At 64.2% G+C, this 26,065-nt stretch carries 23 protein-coding genes and 1 pseudogene; 2 read left to right on the forward strand and 22 right to left on the reverse strand.

Going from position 1 to position 26,065, the window contains the following annotated elements; genetic code table 11:
- Window positions 1-1,416: HAMP domain-containing protein (locus ACNFBT_RS19695; RefSeq protein WP_416752204.1), on the reverse strand; the 1,416-nt coding region annotated here is incomplete at its 3' end.
- A 302-nt stretch (window positions 1,417-1,718) separates the two neighbouring features.
- On the opposite strand from ACNFBT_RS19695, the gene ACNFBT_RS19700 reads away from it, so the two are divergent.
- Together ACNFBT_RS19700 and ACNFBT_RS19705 are read left to right on the forward strand one after the other, a co-directional pair.
- The gene (locus ACNFBT_RS19700) at window positions 1,719-3,038 is read left to right on the forward strand and encodes a Na+/H+ antiporter family protein (protein ID WP_416752206.1); all 1,320 of its coding nucleotides are present in this window, start codon (window positions 1,719-1,721) and stop codon (window positions 3,036-3,038) included.
- A 43-nt stretch (window positions 3,039-3,081) separates the two neighbouring features.
- A pseudogene (locus tag ACNFBT_RS19705) lies at window positions 3,082-3,263 on the forward strand (AI-2E family transporter); the annotation flags it as partial.
- Window positions 3,264-3,484: 221 nt separating this feature from the next.
- Here ACNFBT_RS19705 and nuoN read toward each other — a convergent pair.
- The 21 genes from nuoN to purB all read right to left on the reverse strand — a co-directional run bounded on the left by nuoN (window position 3,485) and on the right by purB (window position 26,042).
- Window positions 3,485-4,945 carry an NADH-quinone oxidoreductase subunit NuoN gene (gene nuoN / locus ACNFBT_RS19710; RefSeq protein WP_416752208.1) on the reverse strand — a complete coding sequence of 487 codons (1,461 nt, stop codon included), beginning with the start codon at window positions 4,943-4,945 and terminating at the stop codon, window positions 3,485-3,487.
- A 7-nt stretch (window positions 4,946-4,952) separates the two neighbouring features.
- Window positions 4,953-6,482, reverse strand: a complete 1,530-nt coding sequence (gene nuoM, locus ACNFBT_RS19715; RefSeq protein ID WP_416752210.1) for an NADH-quinone oxidoreductase subunit M — start codon at window positions 6,480-6,482, stop codon at window positions 4,953-4,955.
- 27 nt (window positions 6,483-6,509) lie between these two features.
- On the reverse strand, window positions 6,510-8,357 hold the full coding sequence (nuoL, locus tag ACNFBT_RS19720; protein ID WP_416752212.1) for an NADH-quinone oxidoreductase subunit L: 1,848 nt from the start codon (window positions 8,355-8,357) through the stop codon (window positions 6,510-6,512).
- The gene (nuoK, locus tag ACNFBT_RS19725; protein WP_416752214.1) at window positions 8,354-8,662 is read right to left on the reverse strand and encodes an NADH-quinone oxidoreductase subunit NuoK; all 309 of its coding nucleotides are present in this window, start codon (window positions 8,660-8,662) and stop codon (window positions 8,354-8,356) included. Before nuoK ends, nuoL begins: the two co-directional genes overlap by 4 nt.
- A gap of 4 nt (window positions 8,663-8,666) precedes the next feature.
- Window positions 8,667-9,167, reverse strand: coding sequence for an NADH-quinone oxidoreductase subunit J (gene nuoJ / locus ACNFBT_RS19730; protein WP_416752216.1), 501 nt, complete (start codon window positions 9,165-9,167; stop codon window positions 8,667-8,669).
- Window positions 9,168-9,178: 11 nt separating this feature from the next.
- Entirely contained in the window at window positions 9,179-9,727 is a 549-nt protein-coding gene (gene nuoI / locus ACNFBT_RS19735) for an NADH-quinone oxidoreductase subunit NuoI (protein WP_015477483.1), read from the reverse strand.
- 11 nt (window positions 9,728-9,738) lie between these two features.
- The gene (gene nuoH / locus ACNFBT_RS19740; RefSeq protein ID WP_371228512.1) at window positions 9,739-10,728 is read right to left on the reverse strand and encodes an NADH-quinone oxidoreductase subunit NuoH; all 990 of its coding nucleotides are present in this window, start codon (window positions 10,726-10,728) and stop codon (window positions 9,739-9,741) included.
- Window positions 10,725-13,439 carry an NADH-quinone oxidoreductase subunit NuoG gene (gene nuoG, locus ACNFBT_RS19745; RefSeq protein WP_416752219.1) on the reverse strand — a complete coding sequence of 905 codons (2,715 nt, stop codon included), beginning with the start codon at window positions 13,437-13,439 and terminating at the stop codon, window positions 10,725-10,727. The genes nuoH and nuoG overlap by 4 nt, the downstream gene beginning before the upstream one ends.
- A gap of 128 nt (window positions 13,440-13,567) precedes the next feature.
- Window positions 13,568-14,917: an NADH-quinone oxidoreductase subunit NuoF gene (gene nuoF / locus ACNFBT_RS19750; RefSeq protein ID WP_416752221.1), complete on the reverse strand. Its 1,350-nt coding sequence runs from the start codon at window positions 14,915-14,917 to the stop codon at window positions 13,568-13,570.
- Window positions 14,914-15,414, reverse strand: coding sequence for an NADH-quinone oxidoreductase subunit NuoE (gene nuoE, locus ACNFBT_RS19755; protein ID WP_169887231.1), 501 nt, complete (start codon window positions 15,412-15,414; stop codon window positions 14,914-14,916). The genes nuoF and nuoE overlap by 4 nt, the downstream gene beginning before the upstream one ends.
- Complete coding sequence (gene nuoC / locus ACNFBT_RS19760) at window positions 15,411-17,192, reverse strand: NADH-quinone oxidoreductase subunit C/D (RefSeq protein WP_416752223.1); 1,782 nt, start codon at window positions 17,190-17,192, stop codon at window positions 15,411-15,413. Before nuoC ends, nuoE begins: the two co-directional genes overlap by 4 nt.
- A 59-nt stretch (window positions 17,193-17,251) precedes the next feature.
- Window positions 17,252-17,929 carry a NuoB/complex I 20 kDa subunit family protein gene (locus tag ACNFBT_RS19765; RefSeq protein ID WP_017517109.1) on the reverse strand — a complete coding sequence of 226 codons (678 nt, stop codon included), beginning with the start codon at window positions 17,927-17,929 and terminating at the stop codon, window positions 17,252-17,254.
- A 10-nt stretch (window positions 17,930-17,939) separates the two neighbouring features.
- A complete protein-coding gene (gene ndhC / locus ACNFBT_RS19770) occupies window positions 17,940-18,353 on the reverse strand; it encodes an NADH-quinone oxidoreductase subunit A (protein ID WP_015477476.1) in 414 nt (137 codons plus the stop codon).
- Window positions 18,354-18,451: 98 nt separating this feature from the next.
- The gene (locus tag ACNFBT_RS19775) at window positions 18,452-18,751 is read right to left on the reverse strand and encodes a hypothetical protein (protein WP_416752226.1); all 300 of its coding nucleotides are present in this window, start codon (window positions 18,749-18,751) and stop codon (window positions 18,452-18,454) included.
- A 45-nt stretch (window positions 18,752-18,796) separates the two neighbouring features.
- Window positions 18,797-19,390: a DUF4442 domain-containing protein gene (locus ACNFBT_RS19780; RefSeq protein WP_416752228.1), complete on the reverse strand. Its 594-nt coding sequence runs from the start codon at window positions 19,388-19,390 to the stop codon at window positions 18,797-18,799.
- Window positions 19,391-19,460: 70 nt separating this feature from the next.
- On the reverse strand, window positions 19,461-21,056 hold the full coding sequence (locus ACNFBT_RS19785; protein ID WP_207883123.1) for an isocitrate lyase: 1,596 nt from the start codon (window positions 21,054-21,056) through the stop codon (window positions 19,461-19,463).
- 510 nt (window positions 21,057-21,566) lie between these two features.
- Window positions 21,567-22,382, reverse strand: a complete 816-nt coding sequence (locus ACNFBT_RS19790) for a secretin N-terminal domain-containing protein (RefSeq protein ID WP_416752230.1) — start codon at window positions 22,380-22,382, stop codon at window positions 21,567-21,569.
- A complete protein-coding gene (locus tag ACNFBT_RS19795) occupies window positions 22,379-23,005 on the reverse strand; it encodes a histone acetyltransferase HPA2 (protein ID WP_416752232.1) in 627 nt (208 codons plus the stop codon). The genes ACNFBT_RS19790 and ACNFBT_RS19795 overlap by 4 nt, the downstream gene beginning before the upstream one ends.
- A 9-nt stretch (window positions 23,006-23,014) precedes the next feature.
- Window positions 23,015-23,443 (reverse strand): GNAT family N-acetyltransferase, encoded by a 429-nt coding sequence (locus ACNFBT_RS19800; protein ID WP_416752234.1) that lies wholly within the window; start codon window positions 23,441-23,443, stop codon window positions 23,015-23,017.
- Window positions 23,436-24,611 carry a JmjC domain-containing protein gene (locus ACNFBT_RS19805; RefSeq protein WP_416752237.1) on the reverse strand — a complete coding sequence of 392 codons (1,176 nt, stop codon included), beginning with the start codon at window positions 24,609-24,611 and terminating at the stop codon, window positions 23,436-23,438. The genes ACNFBT_RS19800 and ACNFBT_RS19805 overlap by 8 nt, the downstream gene beginning before the upstream one ends.
- Window positions 24,612-24,671: 60 nt before the next feature.
- A complete protein-coding gene (purB, locus tag ACNFBT_RS19810) occupies window positions 24,672-26,042 on the reverse strand; it encodes an adenylosuccinate lyase (protein WP_416752239.1) in 1,371 nt (456 codons plus the stop codon).
- Between the last annotated feature and the right edge of the window lie 23 nt (window positions 26,043-26,065).

Raw genomic sequence — 26,065 nt, forward strand, 5'->3', positions numbered from 1 at the left:
GTCGACCTCACGGAACTGCTGCTGCATGCCGGCGCTGGTCTGGCTGGCGATCTCCGAGGACTGGTCGGCGGTGGCGCGGGCGTCATGCACCGAGGATTTCACGTCGCGGATGATCGGCTGCAGCTTGTCGAGGAAGCGGTTGAACCAGCCGGCCAGCTCGCCGAGCTCGTCCTTGCCGGCATAATCCAGGCGCTTGGTCAGATCGCCTTCGCCGCTGGCGATATTGCGCAGCATGGCGGCGACGCCGAGGATCGGCCGGGTCACGCCGCGGGCGGTGAGCCACATGGCAAACAGGCCGATCAGCACCGCGATCAGGCCGAAGCCGATCTGGGAGAGTGTGCCCTGGGTGCGCTGCTCGTCGAGCTGCTGCTGCAGGGTGATGGCCGGGCCGAGCAGCGTCTGCTCCGGCACCTCGAGAAGGACAGCCCAGGGCTTGGAGCCGGGGATCGGTTGCAGCGGTTCGATGACCCGCAGGTGAGCGTCCTGGCGCAGCACCTGCTCGCGGTCGCTGGCGATGGACTGCAACAGCTGCGCACCTTGCTGCGGATAGACTTCCTGCAGCTTCTTGCCCAGCAGTTTGGCGTCGGCGCTGTGCCCGGCGAGCAGGCCGGCGGCGCTGATGATGCTGACCTTGCCCTGGCCGTCATACAGCTCCTGAGCGCCCTGGCGGCTTATCTCCTGGAGCTTTTCCAGGCTGATGTCCAGGCCCATCACGCCGACGATCTTGCCGTCCAGTTCCAGGGGGAACGCGATGCTGGTCATCAGTAGCTTGCGGCCGCCGGCCTCGTCGAAGTAGGGGTCGAGCACGCAGGGCTGGCCGGTGGTCTTGGGGCAGGTGAACCAGGCGTTGTAGGGCGCACCGCTCGGGCCGGGGGTGGTGTCGGCGAGCATGGCTTCGTTCGTCGCCTCGGATTCGAGCTGGCCCGGCGTGGCCTGCGACCAGTAGAGCGAGAAGCGCCCGGCGTCGTTGCTGCCGATTTCGGCCTGGCCGGCGAACAGCTGGTCCTTGCCGTCCAGGGCGTTGGGTTCGAACGCCACGTAGAGGCCCAGCAGTTCGGGGTTGCCTTCCAGGGCGGTCTTCACCTGGCGGGTGAGGTCCTCGCGCAGGTCGTAGGCATCGAGGAAGCGCTTCTGCGCCTGGTCGCGCAGGAACATCACCTGCCGCGAGAAGCCCTTGCCGTACTGGTAAGCGTCCATGATGTAGCGCTGGATGCGCATCGCCTGGACTTCGCCGCGCGAGCGCAGGCGTGCCTGGGCGGCTTCGTCGAGCATGCGGGTGCTGGACTCCTTGACCAGCGCAGTGCTGGTCTGGGTGCGGAACACGGAAAGGCCGGACAACAGCGACACCACGCCCAGCAGGCAGAGCCCGGCGAGCAGCGTGATCTTCCATTGGATGGAAAGGCGGCGGAAAAGCATGGTCATGTCCTTGAGCAGGAAAACTCGGGGCTGCCGGGTTATCGGCCTTTTTTGCCCCTTCTTGATCGATGGCAGGAGGAAACGCCAAAAAACAGGCGATTCTGGTGTGCCTGTTCCAAGGGCAGCGTTTTCTCAGCAAAAAGTGTGCTCGCCAAGGCGAAAGTCCTGTCGAAGATGCGTCGTCTGTTACCCGAAAGACCTTGATTCAACAGGCTTTTTGACAGGCCGGGTGGGGTTCGGCAGAGTACGCGCCTTTTGCCTGCCCCAAGACCAGGCGGGCCCGGTTGTGAAGGAGTGACGAGATGAATGCGGTGCTGATCGCCGTTGGCCTGATGCTGGTGCTGAGCCTGTGTCGTGTACATGTGGTGGTGGCGCTGATCGCCGGCGCGGTGACAGGTGGGCTGCTCGGCGGCCTGGGCATGGAGGGGACGCTCAAGGCGTTCAACGCCGGCCTGGGTGGCGGCGCGACGGTGGCGCTGTCCTACGCGATGCTGGGCGCCTTTGCCGTGGCCATCGCACGTTCCGGCATGGCCCATGCGCTGGCCGACCGTGCACTGGCGATGCTCGGACGGCACCAGGACGAAGCGCCGGCCGGCTTCAAATGGCTGCTGATCGGGCTTCTGCTGCTGGTGGCGATCTCTTCGCAGAACCTGTTGCCGATCCACATTGCCTTCATCCCGCTGCTGGTGCCGCCGCTGCTCTATGTACTGACCCGGCTGCAGATCGACCGCCGGCTGATCGCCTGCGTGATCACCTTCGGCCTGATCACGCCCTACATGTTCCTGCCGGTAGGCTTCGGCAACATCTTCCTCAATGAAATCCTGCTGGCCAACGTCGCGCGCAGTGGCGTGGATGTCAGCGGTGTGGACGTCAGCCGGGCCATGCTGATCCCGGCGCTGGGCATGGTCTGCGGCCTGCTGATCGCGGTGCTGTTCAGCTACCGGCGCAAGCGCAGCTATGACCTGGAGCGCATCGAGCAGGCCGAGCGGGTGAGCACGCCCTACAGCCCGATGAGCCTGGCGGTGGCCGGGGTGGCGGTGGTGGCAGCATTCGTCGTGCAGCTGTGGCTGGACTCCATGATCCTCGGCGCGCTGGTGGGCTTCCTGGTGTTCTCCCTGTCTGGCGTGGTGCGCTGGAAGGAGGCCGACGACCTGTTCACCGAAGGCATGAAGATGATGGCGATGATCGGCTTCATCATGATCGCCGCCGCCGGTTTCGCCGAGGTGATGAAGGCGACCGGGCAAGTCGCCACCCTGGTCGAGGCGGCCGCCGCCTGGATCGGCCACAGCAAGGCCTGGGGTGCGTTCCTCATGCTGCTGGTGGGGCTGCTGGTGACCATGGGCATCGGTTCGTCCTTCTCCACCGTGCCGATCATCGCGGCGATCTTCGTCCCGCTGGCGGTGCAACTGGGTTTCAGCCCGTTGGCCATCGTCAGCATCGTTGGCACCGCTGGTGCACTGGGGGACGCGGGTTCCCCTGCGTCGGATTCGACCCTGGGCCCGACCTCGGGTCTCAATGTGGATGGCCAGCACAACCACATCTGGGACACCGTAGTGCCGACCTTCCTGCACTACAACCTGCCGCTGCTGGCCTTCGGCTGGGCGGCGGCGATGGTGTTGTAAGGCGGCGAGCACATCGCGAACACTGCACTCGGCAGCCCTGCCGCTGCCGGCCATCGGCGCCGGGCTGATCTGGGGGCCGGTGGCGGCCTGGTGGACAACATCCTGCGCCCGATCCCGGTCGGCAAGGACACCAAGATGCCGGACTACGTGGTGCTGATCTCCACCCTTGGTGGTATGACGCTGTTCGGGCTGAACGCTTTTCTTCATCGACTCGTGGGACCTGTCCACCGGGTGCGAATTGGAGACGGGGTAGGGCGTATAACCGTTCGCGGTTATACGCCGATTCACCTCGCGCCATCGTCAACTTCGTGGGCGAGTCCGAAGCGCCTTGAGGCCAAGGTCAGGCGGCGTATAACGCGGAGCGTTATACGCCCTACGCTCCAGATTCCCTTGTGGGAGCCCAATAAAAAACCCCGCCGAAGCGGGGTTTTTCATGCCTGTCGATCTCAGCCGGCGATGGCCAGACCTGTGTGCTGCAGGATGTCCAGCAGCGGCTGCGGGTACACGCCGAGGAAGAAGGCCAGCAGGGCGATGGCCACCAGCATGATGCCGCCGGCGCGCTGGGCCCAGTCCAGGGGAGCGTCGTGACGCTTCATGTTCGGCTCGACCAGGAACATGGTCACCATGACGCGCAGGTAGTAGTACAGGCCGATGGCGCTGCCCAGTACCAGGGCGCCGACCAGCCACCACAGGTGGGCTTCGACGCCGGTGGCGACTACGTAGAACTTGCCGATGAAGCCGGCGGTCAGCGGGATGCCGGCCAGGGACAGCATCATCACGGTCATCACCGCGGTCAGCACCGGACGGCGCCAGAACAGGCCGCGGTACTCGAACAGCGCGTCGGCGTCGCGGCCGCTGTACGGAGTGGACATCAGGGTGACCACGCCGAAGGCGCCGAGGGTGGTGACCACGTAGGTGGTCAGGTACACGCCGACGGTTTCCACGGCCAGGCCCTTGCTCGCCACCAGGGCGATCAGCAGGTAGCCGAAGTGGGCGATGGAGGAGTAGCCGAGCAGACGCTTGATGTTGCTCTGGGTCAGCGCCAGCAGGTTACCGATCAGGATCGAGGCGATGGCGATGACCGCGATGGCGTCATGCAGCAGGCCGTTGTTCAGGGCCGCCGGAGCGATCTGGAACAGGCGCAGCAGTACGGCGAACACGGCGACCTTGCTGGCGGTGGCGAGGAACGCGGCCACCGGGGCCGGGGCGCCTTCGTAGACGTCCGGGGTCCACAGGTGGAAGGGCGCCAGCGACAGCTTGAAGCCCAGGCCGACGACCATCATGCCGACGCCGATGGACAGCAGCGGACCATGGCTGGTGCCTTCGGCCAGTGACGCGCCAATGGCCGAGAAGCCCAGGCTGCCGGACTCGGCGTAGAGCAGGGCCATGCCGAACAGCAGGAAGGCGGAGCCGGCGGCGGACAGTACGATGTACTTGATGCCCGCTTCCAGGGTGCGCTTGTTGAAGAAGGCGTAGGCCACCATGCCGTAGACCGGCACCGAGAGCAGTTCCAGGCCGATGAACAGGCCGGCGAGGTTCTGCGCGCTGACCAGCACCAGGCCGCCGGCGGTGGCCAGCAGCAGGAGCAGGTAGAGCTCTTCGCGGTTGCCCGGGTAGCTCTCCATGTAGGCATGGGCGAGCGTGGTGCAGGCCAGGGCGCCAATCAGGATCAGGGCCATGTAGAAGCAGGCGAAGTTGTCCACCAGCATCAGCGGGGTGACTTCGATCGGGGTGACTTTCAGCACCGGGAAGATCGACAGCAACGCCAGGTTAAGACCGATCACCGAGAGGGTGGCGGTCATCGAGTGGTTACGCTTCCAGGCCACGGCGAGCATCACCACCACCAGGGTGGCGCTGGTGATGAGCAGCGGCAGGAGCGCGATGAAGTGTTGGATCGTGAAGGTCATGTCGCGCTTACCGTGCTGCCAGGGTGGAGAGGGCGGCGTCCAGCCACTGCTGGACCCCGTGCATGGTTGCCGCGGAGGTGTCGAGGACCGGCTGCGGGTAGATGCCGAGCAGGACCAGCAGTACCGCGATGCCCAGCACCATGAAGAGTTCGCGGAAGTTCAGGCCGGCGATCGCGCCGTCGGACTTGGACGGGCCGAAGTAGGCGCGATGGATCATGATCAGCGAGTAGACCGAACCGAACACCAGGCCGAAGGTGGCAATCACGGTGATCACCGGAACGACCTTGAAGCTGCCCAGCAGGATCAGGAATTCGCCGACGAAGTTGCCGGTGCCCGGCAGACCCAGCGAAGCGGTGGCGAAGAACAGGGCCACGGCCGGCAGGTACGGGATGCGCGACCACAGGCCACCCATCTTGCGCATGTCACGGGTGTGCAGGCGCTCGTAGAGCTGGCCGCACAGGATGAAGAGCGCGGCGGCGGAGAGGCCGTGGGCGATCATCTGGATCACCACGCCCTGCATCGCCTGCGGGCTGCCAGAGTAGATGCCGATGATGACGAAGCCCATGTGCGACACGGAGGAGTAGGCCACCAGGCGCTTGATGTCGGTCTGCGCGAACGACAGGAAGGCGCCGTAGAAGATGCCGATCAGGCCGAGGGTCATGGCGACCGGGGCGAACTCCGCCGAGGCGTTGGGGAACAGCGGCAGGCCGAAGCGGATCAGGCCGTAGGCGGCGGTCTTCAGCAGAATGCCGGCCAGGTCCACGGAACCTGCGGTCGGTGCCTGGGCGTGGGCGTCCGGCAGCCAGGAGTGCACCGGCACCACCGGCATCTTCACCGCGAAGGCAGCGAAGAAGCCGAGCATCAGCAGCCACTCGGTATGCGCCGGCATCTGGGTCTTCAGCAGGTCGGCGTAGTTGAAGGTCAGCACGCCGGTGCTGTTGTAGTGCACGAACACCAGGCCCAGGATCGCCACCAGCATCACCAGGCCGCTGGCCTGGGTGAAGATGAAGAACTTGGTGGCGGCGTAGATGCGGGTCTTCTTGCCATCGTCCGAGCTATGACCCCAGAGCGCGATGAGGAAGTACATCGGCACCAGCATCATTTCCCAGAAGAAGAAGAACAGGAACAGGTCGACGGCGAGGAACACGCCGATCACACCGCCCAGGATCCACAGCAGGTTCAGGTGGAAGAAGCCGATGCGGCGCTGGATCTCGTTCCAGGAGCAGAGGACGGACAGCACGCCGAGCAGACCGGTCAGGGCGACCATCAGCAGGGACAGGCCGTCCATCGCCAGGTGCACGCTGATACCGAAGCGCTCGATCCAGGCCAGCTTGAACTCGAGGGTCCATTGCGGCTCGCCACCCGGCGCGGGCGCCAGCTGGAAGTCACCGGTGTGCCACACCCACAGGCTGAGGGCGAGGGTCAGGGTCATCGACCCCAGCGCGACCCAGCGGGGCAGGGTCTTGCTGGTGTACTCGGCGATCCAGCAAAGGAAGCCGCCGATGAAGGGGATCAGGATTAGCCAGGGCAGAATCATGTCGGGCTCAATCTCATTCGTGAAGTTTTAAGCCAGCAGCAGCGCGCCGAGGAGCAGCGCGGCGCCGCCCACCAGGGAAGCGGCGTACCAACGCAGGCGGCCGTTCTCGGTGAGGCTGAGGAGTTTGTGACCACCGCGGGCGGTGAGCGGGACCAGGACAAGCGACTTGTCGATCGGGTCCGCGGCCAGCAGGCGGCAGATCAGCAGATAGGGTTTCACGAACAGCTTGTCGTACACCCAGTCGAAGCCCCAGGCATGGAACCACCAGGTGCCGAAGAAGCGGCCCGGTGCGCTCTGAGCGACGGCGCTGACGAAGCGGCGCTTGCCGAGGAACAGCAGGCCGGCCAGCAGGATGCCGGCGATGGCGATGGCACCCGAGGCGAGTTCCAGGCTGTGCTTGGCTTCGCCACCGGCGTGACCGGCGCTTTCCGGCAGCACGCCGGCCAGCGGCGGGGTGATCAGCGCGCCGATGAAGGTCGACAGCACGATCAGGACGCCCAGCGGCAGCCAGTGGCTGATGCCGTGGCCAGCGTGCGCTTCGGTCTTCGCTTCGCCGTGGAAGGCGATGAAGATCAGGCGGAAGGTGTAGATCGAAGTCAGGAAGGCACCCACCAGGCCTGCGATCAGCAGGTTCTGGTGACCGCTGGCGAAGGCTTCCCAGAGGATTTCGTCCTTGGAGTAGAAGCCGGCGGTCAGGAAGGGGAGGGCGGCCAGGGCGGCGCCACCGACCACGAAGCTCGCATAGGCCAGCGGCAGCTTCTTCCACAGGCCACCCATCTTGAAGATGTTCTGCTCATGGTGGCAGGCGACGATCACCGCACCCGAAGCAAGGAACAGCAGGGCCTTGAAGAAGGCGTGGGTCATCAGGTGGAAGATCGCGCCACCCCAGGCACCGACGCCCAGGGCCAGGAACATGTAGCCGATCTGGCTCATGGTCGAGTAGGCGAGGATGCGCTTGATGTCGGTCTGCACCAGGGCGGCGAAGCCGGCCAGCACCAGGGTCACGGCGCCGACGATGCCGACCAGCTCCAGGACGTTCGGAGCCAGCTCGAACAGGCCGTGGCAGCGGGCGATCAGGTAGACGCCCGCGGTCACCATGGTAGCGGCGTGGATCAGCGCAGAGACCGGGGTCGGGCCGGCCATCGCGTCGGCCAGCCAGGTCTGCAGCGGCAGCTGGGCGGACTTGCCGACGGCGCCGCCGAGCAGCATCAGGGCCGCCAGGTTGACCCACAGGTCGCCCTTGGCGAAGTGCTGCGGAGCCAGGACCAGCAGTTCCTGGATGTTCAGCGTGCCCAGGTGCTGGAACAGGATGAACATGCCGATGGCGAAGAACACGTCACCCACGCGGGTCACGATGAAGGCCTTCAGCGCCGCGTTGCCGTTCGGCACGTGGCTGAAGTAGAAGCCGATCAGCAGGTAGGAGCACAGGCCCACGCCTTCCCAGCCGAAGTACACGAACAGCAGGTTATCGCCGAGCACCAGGAACAGCATGCTGGCGATGAACAGGTTGGTGTAGGCGAAGAAGCGCGAATAGCCGGCCTCGCCACGCATGTACCAGGAGGCGAACAGGTGGATCAGGAAGCCGACGCCGGTGACCACGCCGAGCATGGTGACCGACAGGCCGTCCAGGTACAGGGTGAAGTTGGTCTTGAAGTCACCAACGTTCATCCACTGCCACAGCACCAGGCTGTAGGCGCCACCTTCGGGCGGGTTGCTATGGAAGCTCCAGATCGCCCAGAAGGCGGAGAGGGCGGCCAGGCCCACGGAGCCGACACCCACCAGTGCCGAGAAGTTTTCCGACCACTTGCCGCGGGAGAAAGACAGCAGCAGGAAGCCGACCAGGGGGAACAGGAATGTAAGGGGCAGCAGGTTCATCCGCGCATCTCGCTTGCAGCGTCGATATCGAGGGTATGGAAGCGGCGATACAGCTGGAGCAGGATCGCCAGACCGATGCTCGCCTCGGCCGCGGCCAGGCTGAGCACCAGGATGAACATCACCTGGCCGTCGGGCTGGGCCCAGCGGCTACCGGCGGTCACGAAGGCCAGCGCGGCGGCGTTCATCATCACTTCCAGGCTCATCAGTACGAACAGGATGTTGCGTCGTACCATCAGGCCTGCCAGGCCGAAGCAGAACAGTACACCGGCGAGCGCCAGTCCGTGTTCGAGAGGGATTGCGTTCATGGTGTTATTCCTTCGCTTCGTGGCGGCCGAGGTGGTAGGCGGCGACCAGTGCCGCCAGCAGCAGCATCGAGGCCAGTTCGACGACCAGCAGGTAGGGGCCGAACAGGCTGATGCCCACGGCCTTGGCGTCCACGGTGGTGTGGCCGATGCCGGCACCGCTCGGGTTGCGCGACAGCATCCACAGCAGCTCGACCATCAGCACCAGGGACAGCGCGCCGGGGCCGATCCAGACGCCGGGCTTGAGCCACTTGCGTTCCTGTTCGGCGATGGCCGGGCCGAGGTTGAGCATCATCACCACGAAGACGAACAGCACCATGATCGCGCCGGCGTAGACGATGATCTCCAGGGCGCCGGCGAACGGGGCGCCGAGGCTGAAGAAGGTCATCGAAACGGCAAGCAGCGAAACGATGAGGTAGAGCAGGGCATGCACCGGATTGCTGTTGGTGATGACCCGGAAGGTTGCCAGCACGGCGACGCCGGCGGCGAAGTAGAAAGCGAATTCCACGCGACGTCTCCTTACGGCAGCAGGCTCTTGACGTTGATCGGTTCGGCTTCGTTCTGCGCGGCGCCTTTCGGCTTGCCGGCGATGGCCATGCCGGCAACGCGGTAGAAGTTGTAGTCCGGGTTCTTGCCGGGGCCGGAGATCAGCAGGTCTTCCTTCTCGTAGACCAGGTCCTGGCGCTTGAACTCGCCCATCTCGAAATCCGGGGTCAGCTGGATCGCGGTGGTCGGGCAGGCTTCTTCGCACAGGCCGCAGAAGATGCAGCGGGAGAAGTTGATGCGGAAGAACTCGGGGTACCAGCGACCGTCGTCGGTCTCGGCCTTCTGCAGGGAGATGCAGCCGACCGGGCAGGCCACGGCGCACAGGTTGCACGCAACGCAGCGCTCCTCGCCGTCGGGGTCGCGGGTGAGCACGATGCGGCCACGGTAGCGCGGCGGCAGGTACACGGGTTCTTCCGGGTATTGCAGGGTGTCACGCTTGCGGAAGGCGTGACCGAAGATCATCACCAGGCTGCGCAGCTGGGTGTAGGTGCCGTGCACCACGTCGAAAATGTACTTGATCATGGTCCTACTCCTTACTGGCTGGCCAGCACGACAGCGCCGGTCACCAGCAGGTTGATCAGGGTCAGCGGGAGGCAGAACTTCCAGCTGAAGGCCATCACCTGGTCATAGCGCGGGCGTGGAATCGAGGCCCGCAGCAAAATGAACATCATGATGAAGAAGCCGGTTTTCAGGGCGAACCAGATGAACGGGATCTGCGGCAGGATGCCGAAGGGACCGTGCCAGCCGCCGAAGAACAGGGTCGCCAGCAGCGCGGACACCAGCACGATGCCGATGTACTCGCCGACGAAGAACATGCCCCATTTCATGCCGGCGTACTCGATGTGGTAACCGTCGGCCAGTTCCTGCTCGGCTTCGGGCTGGTCGAACGGGTGACGGTGAGTCACGGCGACGCCGGCAACGAAGAAGGTCATGAAGCCAAAGAACTGCGGAATGATGAACCACATGTGTTCGGCCTGGTAATCGACGATGTCGCGCAGGCTGAACGAACCGACCTGAGCCACGATGCCCATCAGCGAAAGGGCCAGGAACACCTCGTAGGAGATGGTCTGGGCCGAGGCGCGCAGGCTGCCGAGGAGGGCGAACTTGTTGTTGCTCGACCAGCCGGCGAACAGCACCGCGTACACGGTCAGGCCAGCCATGGCGAAGAAGAACAGGATGCCGATGTTCAGGTCCGCCACGCCCCAGGTCGGGGTGATCGGGATGATTGCGAACGCCACCAGCAGCGCACCCATGGCGATCATAGGGGCGAGGGTGAAGATCATCTTGTCGGCGAACGGCGGCGTCCAGTCTTCCTTGAAGAACATCTTGATCATGTCGGCGCCGAGCTGGAAGGCACCGAAGGGGCCGACCCGGTTCGGACCGTAGCGGTCCTGCCAGAGGCCGAGCAGACGACGCTCGACCCAGCTCAGCAGTGCACCGCAGACGACCACGGCGAGCAGGATGACGATGGCCTTGATGACCTCGATCAGGATGTCGACGATGGCGGGTGTCAGCCAGCTCATTGCGCAGCCTCCTGCAGACCTTCAGCGACAGCGCCGATGACACCGGCGGGAATGCCTTGCAGACCGATCGGCAGGGCAACCAGGCCGGCGCCGAGCTCTTCGCTCACACGCAGCGGCAGGCGCAGTTCCTGGCCCTTGACGGTCAGGCGGATGATCGCGCCTTCGTTGACGCCCAGACGGTCAGCCTCGGACTTGGCCAGGGTGACGTAGGTCTGCGGGATGCGCTCCTGCACCGGTGCGGCCTTGGCGGAATTCTCCTCGCTGCCGAACAGGTGGTAGAAGGGCACCACCTTGAACTGGCTGGCGGCGGTGTGGAACGGCGCGGGAATCTCGCTGAACCACAGCGCCTGGCCCTTGGCTTCGATCAGGCGCACGCCCGGATCGCCGGCGCGCAGGTGGCCGCCGACTTCGTCCTGGAACTTGTTCCAGGCCTGCGGGGAGTTCCAGCCCGGGGACCAGGCGAACGGAATCTGCTGACGCGGTTCGGCGCTGCCGGCATAACCTTCCATGGAGAAGGCGAACGGCGAGTCGATGTCCTGCGAAGCACGCGGCTCGCTGACATTGATGTTGGCGCGCATGGCGGTACGGCCGGAGTAGCGGTGCGGCTCGCGCGCCAGCTTCAGGCCCTTGATGCGGAACGCGGCGTTCGGCGCGGCTTCGCGGATGCCGGCCAGTTGCGGCTTGGCGGCGACGACGGCGTCGATCACGTGGTCCAGTTGGGTCCAGTCGACACGCTTGCCTTCGAGGGTGCTGTGCAGGGCGTGCAGCCAGCGCCAGCCTTCGCGGACCAGGTTGTCGGCGTTGTAGTAGGTCGGATCGAAGACCTGGAAGAAGCGCTGGGCGCGGCCTTCCTGGCTGACCAGGGTGCCATCGCCTTCGGCGAAGCTGGCGGCCGGCAGCAGGACGGTGGCCTTGGCGCTGGTGGCGGTCTGCTGGTGATCGGCGACGACGACGATCTTCGCGGCGGCCAGGGCTGCGTCGACAACAGCGGCGTCGGCGCGGCGGTACAGGTCGTTCTCCAGGATCACCACGGCATCGGCGGCGCCGGAGGTCAGCTGCTGCAGGGCGCTTTCGACGGACTCGCCGCCGAAGAGGGCCAGGCCCAGGCTGTTGGCTTCCGGAACCACCAGGCTCAGGGAGCCGTTCTTCTCGCGATTCTTCAGCGCGCTGGCGATGTTCGCCGCGGCTTCGATCAGGGCGTTGCTGCCCAGCGAGGTGCCGGAGATGACCAACGGACGCTTGGCAGCGACCAGGGCATCGGCAATGCGCTGGGCCAGGGCGGCGGCTTCGGCGTCGAGGCCGGCGACGGCCGGGGCGCTCGGGTCGATGGCGTGGGCCACGGCGAAGCCCAGGCGAGCCAGGTCTTCGGTAGCGGCGTGCACGCACTCGGCGGCGACGTCGTCCAGGCGGGTTTCGTCGAGGCTGGCGATGAACAGCGGGTTCATCTCGTGCTGGGCAATGGTCTTCACCGCGGCGTCGAGCCACGGCTGGATCTTCATCGCGGCGGCCATGTCCTCGCCCTTGCCTTTCACCGACTGGCGCAGGGCCAGGGCGATACGGGCGGCGGTCTGGGTCAGGTCTTCGCCGAGCACGAACACAGCATCGTGGTCTTCGATGTCACGGATGGTCGGCGCCGGCAGCGGGCCGTCCTGCATGACCTTCAATACGAGCTGCAGACGCTGCAGTTCGTCAGCGGAGATGCCGCTATAGAAGTTCTGCACACCGACCAGTTCGGCCAGGGCGTAGTTGCTTTCCAGGCTGGCGCGCGGCGAGCCAATGCCGATGACCTTGCGGCCTTTGAGCAGGGCAGCGGTCTGGTCCAGGGCGCCGTCCAGCGAGAGCTTCTGCTTGCTCAGCATCAGCTGCGGCTGGCGCGGACGGTCTTCGCGGTTGATGTAGCCGTAGCCGAAGCGGCCGCGGTCGCAGAGGAAGTAGTGGTTCACCGAGCCGTTGTAGCGGTTCTCGATGCGGCGGATTTCACCATAACGCTCACCGGGGCTGATGTTGCAACCGCTGGAGCAGCCATGGCAGATGCTCGGGGCGAACTGCATGTCCCACTTGCGGTTGTAGCGCTCGGAGTGGGTCTTGTCGGTGAACACGCCGGTCGGGCAGACCTCGGTCAGGTTGCCGGAGAATTCGCTCTCCAGTACACCGTCCTCGATGCGGCCGAAGTAGACGTTGTCGTGCGCGCCGTAAACGCCCAGGTCGGTGCCGCCGGCGTAGTCCTTGTAGTAACGGACGCAGCGGTAGCAGGCGATGCAGCGGTTCATCTCGTGGGCGATGAACGGGCCGAGTTCCTGGTTCTGGTGGGTGCGCTTGGTGAAGCGGTACCGGCGCTGGTTGTGGCCGGTCATCACCGTCATGTCCTGCAGATGGCAGTGACCGCCTTCCTCGCAGACCGGGCAGTCGTGCGGGTGGTTGGTCATCAGCCATTCGACGACGCTGGCGCGGAACTGCTTGGCCTCTTCGTCTTCGATGGAAATCCAGGTGTTGTCGGTGGCGGGAGTCATGCAGGACATGACGAGACGACCGCGTTTGTCGTTCTCGTCGGTGTACTGCTTGACCGCGCACTGGCGGCATGCGCCGACGCTTCCGAGCGCCGGGTGCCAGCAGAAGTAGGGGATGTCGAGACCGAGGGAGAGGCAGGCCTGCAACAGGTTGTCCGCTCCGTCGACTTCTAACGTCTTGCCGTCTACGTGGATCGTGGCCATGGGTCTAAGTCTTCGTTGGCCCGTTGTCAGCGGGCGTGGCTAATAGAAATCACGGTTTCATCGGGCCGGCGGCACGCCGCGGCACTACAACGAAACAACGCCGGGCGCATTGCCCGGCGAACAAAGCATCAAGCGCCGACGGTCTGCGGTGCTTGTACGGCCTGAGCCTGACGGGAAATGCCCGCTTCGAACTCGGGACGGAAATACTTCAGTGCGCTGCCCAGCGGCTCGACGGCACCCGGTGCGTGGGCACAGAAGGTCTTGCCTGGGCCGAGGAAGTTGACGAGCTGCTCGAGGGTTTCCAGGTCGCCCTGGGCGCCTTCGCCTTTCTCCAGCGCGCGCAGGACCTTCACGCTCCACGGCAGGCCGTCACGGCATGGAGTGCACCAGCCGCACGATTCGCGGGCGAAGAACTCTTCCATGTTGCGCAGCAGCGAGACCATGTTGACGCTGTCGTCCACCGCCATGGCCAGACCGGTACCCATACGGGTGCCGACCTTGGCGACGCCGCCAGCATAGAAGAGGGCGTCCAGGTGCTCCGGCAGGAGGAAACCGGTACCGGCGCCGCCCGGCTGCCAGGCCTTGAGCTTGTAGCCGTCGCGCATGCCGCCGGCGTAGTCCTCGAACAGCTCGCGGGCCGGCAGGCCGAAGGGCAGTTCCCAGATACCGGGGTTCTTCACCTTGCCGGAGAAGCCCATGAGCTTGGTGCCCATGTCTTCGCTGCCCGGGCGGGCGAGGCCCTTGTACCAGTCCACGCCGTGCTCGACGATCGCCGGCACGTTGCACAGGGTCTCGACGTTGTTCACGCAGGTGGGCTTGCCCCAGACGCCGACGGCGGCGGGGAAGGGCGGCTTGGAACGCGGGTTGGCGCGACGGCCTTCCAGCGAGTTGATCAGCGCGGTTTCTTCACCACAGATGTAGCGGCCGGCGCCGGTGTGAACGAACAGCTCGAAATCAAAACCGCTGCCGAGGATGTTCTTGCCCAGAAGGCCGGCGGCCTTGGCTTCCTCGATGGCGCGGTTCAGGTTGCGGGCGGCGTCCACGTACTCGCCGCGCAGGAAGATGTAGCCGCGGTAGGCCTTGAGAGCGCGCGCGGAGATCAGCATGCCTTCCACCAGCAGGTGCGGCAGCTGTTCCATGAGCATGCGGTCCTTCCAGGTGTTGGGCTCCATCTCGTCCGCGTTGCACAGCAGGTAGCGGATGTTGAGGGATTCGTCCTTGGGCATCAGACCCCACTTCACGCCGGTGGGGAAGCCCGCACCGCCGCGGCCCTTGAGGCCGGAGTCCTTCACGGTCTGGACGATGTCGTCGGCGGCCATCTGCGCCAGCGCCTTGCGCGCGGCGGCGTAGCCGTTCTTCGACTGGTACTCCTCCAGCCAGACCGGGGCGCCGTCGTCGCGCAGGCGCCAGGTCAGCGGATGGGTTTCGGCCGCGCGCGCGGTGCGGTTGGGCGTGCCGTAGGAGGTGAGGCGACTCATGCGTAGGCCTCCAGCAGTTTGGCGACGCCGTCGGGACGCAGGTCGCCGAAGGTGTCGTCGTCGATCATCATCGCCGGGGCCTTGTCGCAGTTGCCCAGGCAGCACACCGGCAGCAGGGTGAAGCGGCCGTCGGCGGTGGTCTGGCCGAGGCCGATGCCCAGCTGCTTCTGGATCTCGCCGACCACGGACTCGTGGCCGCCGATGTAGCAGACCATGCTGTCGCAGACGCGGATGATGTGGCGGCCGACCGGCTGGCGGAAGATCTGGCTATAGAAGGTAGCCACACCTTCGACGTCGCTGTCCGGAATGCCGAGGATGTCGGCGATGGCGGGGATGGCGCCGTCCGGTACCCAGCCGCGCTGCTTCTGGACGATCTTCAGGGCTTCGATGGACGCCGCGCGGGAGTCCTCGTAGTGATGCATCTCGTGCTCGATGGCCGAGCGTTCGGTTTCGCTGAGTTCGAAACGATCAGTCTGGATAAGGGTACTCATGATCAGCGGTCCACGTCGGCCATAACGAAGTCGATACTGCCCAGATAGGCGATCAGGTCAGCGATCATGCTGCCGTTGATCACCGACGGAATCTGCTGCAGGTGCGCGAAGCTGGGCGTCCGGATACGGGTCCGGTAGCTCATGGTGCTGCCATCGCTCGTCAGGTAGTAGCTGTTGATGCCCTTGGTCGCTTCCACCATCTGGAAGGCTTCGTTGGCCGGCATGACCGGGCCCCAGGAAACCTGCAGGAAGTGGGTGATCAGGGTTTCGATGTGCTGCAGCGTGCGCTCTTTGGGCGGCGGCGTGGTCAGCGGGTGGTCGGCCTTGTACGGGCCTTCCGGCATGTTCTTCAGGCACTGCTCGATGATGCGCAGGCTCTGGCGCATTTCGCCCATCTTGACCATGCAGCGGTCGTAGGCGTCGCCGTTGTGGGCCAGCGGGACTTCGAACTCGAAGTTCTCGTAGCCGGAGTAGGGGCGGGCCTTACGCAGGTCGAAGTCGCAACCGGTGGCGCGCAGGCCGGCGCCGGTGGTGCCCCATTCCAGCGCTTCCTTGGTGTTGTACTGGGCAACGCCGATGGTACGGCCACGCAGGATGCTGTTCTTCAGGGCGGCGGTTTCATACTCGTCCAGGCGCTTGGGCATCCAGTCGAGGAATTCGCGGACCAGCTTGTCCCAGCCGCGCGGCAGGTCGTGGGCGACGCCTCCGATGCGGTACCAGGCCGGGTGCAGGCGGAAGCCGGTGATGGCTTCGACGACCTTGTAGGCGCGCTGGCGGTCGGTGAAGGTGAAGAACACCGGGGTCATCGCGCCCACGTCCTGGATGTAGGTACCCAGGTAGAGGAGGTGGTTCAGGATGCGGAAGAACTCCGACATCATGATGCGGATGACGTCGACGCGCTGCGGCACCTTGATGCCGGCGAGCTTCTCGACCGAGAGCACGTACGGCAGGTTGTTCATCACGCCGCCGAGGTAGTCGATGCGGTCGGTGTAGGGGATGAAGCTGTGCCAGGACTGACGCTCGGCCATCTTCTCGGCGCCACGGTGGTGGTAGCCGATCTCCGGAACGCAATCGAGGATCTCTTCGCCATCCAGCTGCAGGATGATACGGAACGCACCGTGGGCGGACGGGTGGTTCGGGCCGAGGTTGAGGAACATGAAGTCCTCGTTCTCGCCGTGGCGCTTCATACCCCAGTCTTCGGGCTTGAAGCGCAGGGCTTCCTGCTCGAGGTCCTGCTTGGCGGCGGACAGCGCGTAGGGATCGAACTCGGTGGCGCGCGCCGGGTAGTCCTTGCGCAGCGGGTGACCTTCCCAGGTCGGCGGCATCAGCATGCGGGTCAGGTGCGGGTGACCATTGAAGGTGATCCCGTACATGTCCCAGACCTCACGCTCGTACCAGTTGGCGTTCGGCCAGATACGGGTGGCGGTGGGCAGGTTGAGGTCGCCCTCGGACAAGGCCACCTTGATCATCACGTCACTATTACGCTCGAGCGACATCAGGTGGTAGAACACGCTGAAGTCGGCGCCCGGCAGGCCGCGACGGTGAGTGCGCAGGCGCTCGTCGACACCGTGCAGGTCATAGAGCATGACGTACGGCTTGGGCACATTGCGCAGGAAGGTGAGGACGTCGATCAGGCGCTCACGGGCAACCCAGAGCACCGGCATGCCGGTGCGGGTGGCCTGGACGGTGAAGGTCTCGGCGCCAAAGCGGGAATTCAGTTCGACGACGATGTCTTGGTCGTCTGCCTTGTAAGGCGGGATGTACAGAGCGGCGTCTGCATTCATAGTCTTTAAGTCACTCGGTCAACGGTGGAGTGAAAACGGGCCTCTCGTGGAGGGCCGGATCACACTTCGTCGGGGCTGCGCAGGTTGGTGACCGCAATGCGCTGTTCGCGCTTGAGATCCTTCTGGGCAGGCATGTCGGCGCGATAGACGCCTTGATCGCCTACGACCCAGGACAACGGACGACGCTCCTGGCCGATGGATTCCTGCAGCAGCATCAGGCCTTGCAGGAACGCCTCCGGACGGGGCGGGCAGCCGGGGATGTACACGTCCACGGGGAGGAACTTGTCGACCCCCTGAACGACCGAGTAGATGTCGTACATGCCGCCGGAGTTGGCGCACGACCCCATCGAGATCACCCACTTGGGTTCCAGCATCTGCTCGTACAGGCGCTGGATGACCGGAGCCATCTTGATGAAGCAGGTGCCGGCGATGACCATGAAGTCAGCCTGGCGCGGCGATGCACGGATCACTTCGGCGCCGAAACGGGCGATGTCGTGCGGCGCGGTGAACGCCGTGGTCATCTCCACGTAGCAGCAGGACAGACCGAAGTTGTACGGCCACAGGGAGTTCTTGCGACCCCAGTTGACCGCACCGTTGAGAACATCTTCCAGCTTGCCCATGAAGATGTTCTTGTGGACCTGCCCTTCAATGAGCGGGTCTTCTACCGTTTCGCGCTGTCCGATCGGGTATTGATCATTGGGCGCATCCGGGTCGATCCGGGTAAGTTTGTATTGCATCGCCAAAGCCTCATTGTTTTAGCTTCGCCTGCCGTGCGCGACGTGCCGCCGGTGCCCAATCGAGCGCGCCGATACGCCACAGGTAGACAAGACCTGCCAACAGAATTGCTATGAAAATGGTTGCCTCGATCAGACCGGCCCAACCGCTTTCACGGACGGACACGGACCAGGCGAAGAGGAAGAGGGCTTCGACGTCGAAGATCACGAAGAGCATCGCGACCAGATAGAATTTTGCCGACAGACGCAGGCGTGCGCTGCCGGTAGGAACGATCCCGGATTCGAAGGGTTCGTTCTTGCTGCGACCAAATGCCTTACTGCCAAGCAGGCTGGAAACCCCTAGCATGAAGCCGAGCAGGCCCAGCACTCCTAAAAGGAAGGCGGCGAGTCCCCAGTGTTGAGCTGCAAGTTCAGCTGGATTGGGCATGCCGATACTCCTTCCTACAAAAAACGATTGTCTTGGGTTCCGGGCTGCAATGGCCCGACTGCGCGAACCCGACAACTCAAGGATAGTGAGCTAAGGGTTCAGGTCATCTTTCCAATTTTATGCCCAAAGCCTTCTGCAAGTAAATTTTTCCAACACAAACAGACGCTTCTAAAACGGGCAAAAGGCTTTTGCATTTCCGTGAGCCCTTTGCTCGTGCGGTCCTGCGCGCCTAGTGTGCCGGTACTTGGGCTTTGGTCGAATGGTACTTTGGAGGTATATGACCGCAATAAATCGCCATCTAATAAATGATAAATATTATCATTTGCAGTGTCGTATATCCGTAACTTTACTACATATAAGCGGCGAGTCTTTTCTTCCGCCACTTCAGCAGCATTCAATTATCTCCTCGCGGTTTTGTCTGTCGCCCCTCGTTTTGGGGTGATTCATTTCTTTTTTGTGACCCACGCCCAGTGCATTTCGCAGCGGATCGGCTCGCCGCCAGCGTCGTCGAGCACGGTCACCTGAATCAGGGCTTCTCCCTTGTCATCCTCTACCATCGCGCGACGCTGCGCTTCCGTCAGCGTGGCGATGGCGCGCAGCCCGCCGCTGGTGCGGCGCAGGTAGTCGACCTTGAGGTGCTTGATCAGCGGCAGCTTGTGATCGGGCAGGTTCATGCCGACCATGCAGCCGCTGGCGGATTCGGCAAGCAGTGCCATGGCGGCCGCATGCACGCCGCCAATGTGGTTGCGCACGCGGCGCCGGTTGGCAAGGCTCATCCGCACTTCATCGCTGGAGAGCTTCTGGATGCGTACGTTGGCAGTGCCGGCGAAGCGCACCTGGGAGCAGAACAGGCGACTCAGTAGTGGTTCGTGAAACTGGCGCGGCAGGCGCTGGATGAGGTGGCGGCGAGGGCAAGGCGATTGCGCGTGGGCATGGGCTTTCCAGTTCTTGTGAAAGGAAGCCCGAGGCTGGCATGTCGTCGCGGATATGCCCTTGGCGGGCAGGAGGAGGGCTGCTGGCAACTGGGCCAAGCGCAAAAAGCAGAACCCCGGCCGAGGCCGGGGTTCTGCGGTGCCTGCCGGCCCCGAAGGGCCGGTGAGCCAGTTCTTAGTGGAACTGGTTCATGGTGTTGTCTTTACCCGAGGCTTTCAGAGCGGCTTCGCCAGCGAAGTACTCTTTGTGGTTGTCGCCGATGTCCGAGCCAGCCATGTTCTGGTGCTTGACGCAGGCGATGCCCTGACGCAGTTCCTGACGCTGAACGCCCTTCACGTAGGCCAGCATGCCCTGGTCGGCGAAGTAGCCCTTGGCCAGGTTGTCGGTGGACAGCGCGGCGGTGTGGTAGGTCGGCAGGGTGATCAGGTGGTGGAAGATGCCGGCGTGGGCGGAGCCGTCACGCTGGAAGGTACGGATCTTCTCGTCAGCGATCTGAGCCAGTTCGGTCTCGTCGTACTCGACGCTCATCAGCTTGGCGCGGTCGTAGGCGGAAACGTCCTTGCCTTCGGCGACGAATGCATCGAACACCTGCTGGCGGAAGTTCAGGGTCCAGTTGAACGACGGGCTGTTGTTGTACACCAGCTTGGCGTTCGGGATGACCTGACGGATGCGGTCAACCATGCCCTTGATCTGGCCAACGTGCGGCTTCTCGGTTTCGATCCACAGCAGGTCGGCGCCGTTCTGCAGCGAGGTGATGCAGTCCAGGACGCAACGGTCTTCGCCGGTGCCCTTGCGGAACTGGAACAGGTTGGAAGCCAGGCGCTTGGGACGCAGCAGCTTGCCGCCACGGTTGATCACCACGTCGCCGTTCTGCAGGTCGGAAGCGGAGATTTCTTCGCAATCCAGGAAGGCATTGTACTGGTCGCCCAGGTCGCCCGGCTCGCGGGTAACGGCGATCTGCTTGGTCAGGCCGGCGCCCAGGGAGTCGGTACGAGCGACGATCACGCCGTCGTCGATGCCCAGCTCGAGGAACGCGTAGCGAACGGCGTTGATCTTGGCGAGGAAGTCTTCGTGCGGAACGGTCACTTTGCCGTCCTGGTGGCCGCACTGCTTCTCGTCGGAAACCTGGTTCTCGATCTGGATGCAGCAGGCACCGGCTTCGATCATCTTCTTGGCCAGCAGGTAGGTCGCCTCGGCGTTACCGAAACCGGCGTCGATGTCGGCGATGATCGGTACCACGTGGGTTTCGAAGTTGTCGATCTGAGCCTGTACTTCGGCTTCCTTGGCCTTGTCGCCGGCAGCGCGGGCGGAGTCCAGGGCGGTGAACAGCAGGTCCAGTTCGCGGGCGTCAGCCTGGCGCAGGAAGGTGTAGAGCTCTTCGATCAGGCCGGCAACAGCGGTCTTCTCGTGCATCGACTGGTCCGGCAGCGGGCCGAAGTCGGAGCGCAGGGCGGCAACCATCCAGCCGGACAGGTAGAGGTAGCGCTTGTTGGTGGTCTTCAGGTGCTTCTTGATGGAGATCAGCTTCTGCTGACCGATGAAGCCGTGCCAGCAGCCCAGGGACTGGGTGTAGACGGAAGCGTCCGCATCGTACTCAGCCATGTCCTTGCGCATGATGGCTGCGGTGTACTTGGCGATTTCCAGACCGGTCTTGAAGCGGTTCTGGACGCGCATGCGGGCAGCGTATTCGGGGTTGATCGCGCTCCAGCTGTTGCCGTTCTTCTCTTTGAGCGCGGCGACTGCTTTGATCTCGTTCTGATATGCGGACATGGCCAATCCTTCAAAAGAATGTGTTTGGTTGAGCACCGACTACCCACATAAAACCGCACCTGAACGGTAATGACTGCGGGTTGCTCGCCGCGGGATGGCGAAGGGGCGACGGAAAAGAAGGAGTGACGCTGGGGGAGTGGGGGTGGCGCGGCGTACAGACGGGTGACTGCAGCGGTGACATCCAGAATCGCTTGCCGGCTCGTGGCAGCCGTTGGGCGATGGTGGACGGCTGAATCCGTCACTTCGTGCTGTTACTAAGGCTTGCTTCCCCGTCCCTCAGGACAACCTCTTGCCAGTCGCAACCTCGTCGATCCGCCTTGTGGGCTTAACAACACGGATCGGGCGGCGGGTGGGCCACTGGCGCGATCCGGAGGGCTTTGAAGCCCTCTGGTTAGCGGGAGCGAGGCCATCATGCACTTTCAAACGATCGTTCGTCAAACGTTTTGTAGTGTTTTTTTTGGACTACTACACGAAGGTCTAAGGAGGACTGTGAAGTCACCTCCGGAAGGACTAGTCGAGCACTTCGACCTTCACCCGCAGGCTGCTGTCGTTGCGACCCTGGGTGCTGTAGTGGCGGGCGAAGCCGTTCTGGGTGCTCTGGTTGCTTTCGCTGACGCCGCCCACCTCGATCCACTGGCCGAGCGGGCCGCTGATGCTGGTTTCGGTCGAGCTGGTGTTCATCGAGCCCTGGTAGTTGCCGTTGAAGCGGTCGTTGCGGGTGCTCAGGGTGATGTGCACAAGGTTGCCGGTGAGGCTGGCGGTCACGTACATGCCCTGGTTGGCGTCGCGGTATTCGGTCTGGCTGTAAACCTGGCCGTAGGGGCCGATGCCGGCGTTGGTCACCGGTTGGCTCTGGCCGACCTGGATGAGCGCGGGCGAGCCTTCGGTGGCGCGCACCTGCTGGGTGCCGCCGCCGCGGCTGTTGGTGGAGCGGTTGATGATGCGCACCTGGTCGCGGCCATTCACTTCGCCGCGGCCAGTCTGGATTTCCACGTTGCCGGCGCTGACCGAGCCATTCACCGAGTAGCCGCTCTGGTCGCTCTGGCTGCCGTCGCTGGTGTCGACGCTGATCAGCAGTTGGTGGGGGCGGGTATCCAGTTGGCTGAGCACCTGTTGCAGCTCGCGGATCTTCGCCAGTTCGGCGTTCACGATCAGCTGGTTGCCATAGGCGGTGACCCGGCCTTCGTTACCCAGTACCGACTGTGCCACCGGCAGAACGTCTTCGGCAGTACGGTAGTTGAGCGGAATGACCTCGGTGCGGGGCGCGGCGATGGCGGCCAGGCTGAAGCCGCAGGCGAGGATCAGGGCAAGAGGGCGTCGGATCAAAGCAGGAAGCTCCGCAGGTTCGAGTCGAGGAGGCTGGTGTTCCAGGTCTGTTCGAACTGTTCCAGCAACTGGCGGGTGCGGCCGGGGTTGTTGTAGTACACGTAGCCTGCGTAGTCGCCCGGCTCCGGTCGCAGCAGCAGGCCGCAGTCGTCGGCCAGCAGGAAGGCGTGCTCCTCGCTCGGGTAGTCCGGGTTGATCCGGCGGATCTGGCAGTAGCTGGACAGGCGTCGGCTGAGATTCAGCAGGCGATGGCCTTCCTTCACGGCGCGGGTGCTGTCGCGCACCAGGATCATCAGGCGATTGCGCGGGTTGCCCAGCAGTAGCTGGGTGCAGGCCTCCTGGATGCTGCTGTGGTGGTACAGCCAGGGCTCCAGGTCGGGGGTGTAGAGGTAGAGCGTGCGCTGCGCCTGCTGCATCAGTGCCAGGGCATGGGCGCGGGCCTCTTCAGGCTTGTTGAAGCGGTGCAGTTGGTCGCTCTCGCCGAGGCGGAAGGGTGCGGGCTCCAGTGTCTCGGGCGGTAGCGCTTCGCTGGGCGGGTTGTGGACGGTGAAACGTCCCGGTGACTGAAACTCTATGTCCGGCAGTTCTACCGGCAGGTCGTCTTGTTCCGGGACGTTGTCCATTTCAATGCCTCAGTCGCTCTCGCGCACCATGTCCACGTGGGGGAGGCCGGCGTCGAGGAATTCGCCGCTGGCTACCTTGAAGCCTAGCCGTTCGTAGAAGGGAATGGCGTAGACCTGGGCGGTCAGCAGCTGGCGTTTCAGGCCCTGGTTTTCGGCCTGCTCGATGGCGGCGCGCATGAGCAGGTCGCCGACCTTGAGGCCGCGCCAGTCCTTGAGGACGGAAACCCGGCCGATGTGCCCGTCCGGCAGGAGGCGGGCGGTGCCGATGGCGTAGTCGCCTTCGAAGGCCAGGAAATGCACGGCTTCGACATCCTCGGCGTCCCATTCGAGTTCCGGCGGAACCGATTGCTCGGCGATGAATACCGCCTCGCGAATGCGCCGCAGATCGGCATTATCCTTTTGCCAGTCCGCCACGCGAACCCTGATCTTGCTACTCATCGGCGAACTCCAGACTGCCCTGTTTGATCAGTTCTCCCACGAGCTTACGCCCATCCTCATCGGCCAGCCATTGGCCGAGATTGCCCTGGTGCAGCGATTCCGCCGAGCACACCAGCTTGAGCAGTTCGCGCAGTTTTTCCGGCAGGACCACGGTCTGGCCGCTGGCGAACAGCAGCAGGCCGACGTCCACTTCGCTCCAGGCCATGCGTGCGCTGGGATTGCGGATCAGCACGGCGCCATCGGTGATCGCGCTGGTGAGTTCGTCTTCCTCGATGTCCTCGCCGGCGACCAGTTCTGGGTAGCGCGGCTCGGTCATGAACTGGCCGAACCAGGTGAGCAGCAGGCGTTCGTCGCTCATGTGCTCCTGCAGCAGGTTCTTCAGGCGGTCGAGGGCGTCACGCTGGATCTTGTGCTGGTCTTCGTCGCCTTTCACCGCCGCCATTCCGGCGTCGCTGTAGCGCTCCTCATCGGAGAGGAACTGGGCGAGGAAGTCGGTGAAGTGGGTCAGCACTTCGGCGGCGCTGGGGGCGCGGAAGCCGACCGAGTAGGTCATGCAATCGTCTTCGGCGATGCCGTAGTGGGCCACGCGCGGCGGCAGGTAGAGCATGTCGCCGGGTTCCAGTACCCATTCGGCGCTCTCTTCGAATTCGGCGAGGATGCGCAGGTCCGGGTGCGGCAGCAGGGGGCTGCTGGCGTCGCAGGTCTGGCCGATCTTCCAGCGGCGATGGCCGTGGCCCTGCAGGAGGAACACGTCGTAGTTGTCGAAGTGCGGACCGACACCACCGCCCGGCGCGGCATAGCTGATCATCACGTCATCAATGCGCCAGCTGGGCAGGAACTTGAAGTGTTCCAGCAGTTCGGCAACTTCCGGGATGAACTGGTCGACGGCCTGCACCAGCAGGGTCCAGTCGCGCTCGGGCAGGTCCTTGAAGGCCTCTTCCTTGAACGGGCCGCGGCGCAGCTCCCAGGGGCTGTCGCCATGCTCGACAACGATGCGCGATTCAATCATCTCTTCCAGGGCGAGGCCGGCCAGCTCATCAGGGTCGAGCGGGCTCTTGAAGTCGGGGATGGCCTGGCGCACCAGCAGGGGCTTTTTCTGCCAGTAATCGCGGAGGAATTCTTCGGCGCTGATGCCGCCCAAAAGCTGAAGAGGAATAGCAGGATTCATGGTTAAGTCCTTGAAACAAAAACGCCCGGCACAGCCGGGCGTGCAAAGTCAGGGCGAATCTCAGATGCGCTTGGCCTGGGTGGCGGCGTTACCGATGTAGTTCGCGGGAGTCAGTTTCTTCAGCTCGGCCTTGGCTTCGGCGGGCATGTCGAGACCGTCGATGAACACCTGCAGGGCTTCGGCGCTGATGCCTTTACCGCGAGTCAGCTCCTTGAGCTTCTCGTAGGGGTTCTCGATGCCGTAGCGGCGCATGACGGTTTGAACCGGCTCGGCCAGGACTTCCCAGCAGGCGTCCAGGTCTTCGGCGATGCGCGCGGCGTTCAGCTCCAGCTTGCCGATGCCCTTGAGGCTGGCTTCGTAGGCGATGACGCTGTGGGCAAAACCGACGCCCAGGTTGCGCAGCACGGTGGAGTCGGTCAGGTCGCGCTGCCAGCGGGAGATCGGCAGCTTGCTGGCCAGGTGCTGGAACAGAGCGTTGGCGATACCCAGGTTGCCTTCGGAGTTCTCGAAGTCGATCGGGTTGACCTTGTGCGGCATGGTCGAGGAGCCGATCTCGCCGGCGACGGTCTTCTGCTTGAAGTAGCCCAGGGAGATGTAGCCCCAGACGTCGCGGTCGAAGTCGATGAGGATGGTGTTGAAGCGCGCGATGGCGTCGAACAGCTCGGCGATGTAGTCGTGCGGCTCGATCTGGGTGGTGTAGGGGTTCCAGTTCAGGCCGAGGTCGCCTTCGATGAATTCGCGGGCGTTGGCTTCCCAATCCACTTGCGGATAGGCCGACAGGTGGGCGTTGTAGTTGCCCACGGCGCCGTTGATCTTGCCGAGCAGCTCGACCGAAGCGACCTGCTTGATCTGGCGCTCCAGGCGGTAGACGACGTTGGCCAGTTCCTTGCCCAGGGTGGTCGGGGAGGCCGGCTGGCCGTGGGTGCGCGAGAGCATCGGCACGTCGGCGAACTTCACCGCCAGCTCGCGGATGGCGTCGGCGATCTGGCGCATCAGCGGCAGCAGCACGGTGTCGCGGCCTTCGCGCAGCATCAGGGCGTGGGACAGGTTGTTGATGTCCTCGGAGGTGCAGGCGAAGTGGATGAACTCGCTGACCTTGGCCAGTTCCGGCAGCTTGGCGGCTTGTTCCTTGAGCAGGTATTCCACGGCCTTGACGTCGTGGTTGGTGGTGCGCTCGATGTCCTTGATGCGCTGCGCGTGCTCCAGCTGGAAGTCATCGGCCAGCTGATTCAGCAGGGCATTGGCTTCGGCGGAGAAGGGCGCCACTTCAGGGATGCCGGCGTGGGCGGCGAGACGCTGCAGCCAGCGAACCTCCACCAGGACGCGGAAACGGATCAGGCCGTATTCGCTGAAGATCGGACGCAGGGCGCTGGTTTTGCTGCCGTAACGGCCGTCAACGGGGGAAACCGCGGTAAGGGAGGAAAGCTGCATGGGGCGTTCTCGTGGCTGGAGGT

Origin of the sequence: Pseudomonas sp. NY15181 (genome assembly GCF_048068055.1) — a bacterium.
Taxonomy (GTDB): domain Bacteria; phylum Pseudomonadota; class Gammaproteobacteria; order Pseudomonadales; family Pseudomonadaceae; genus Pseudomonas.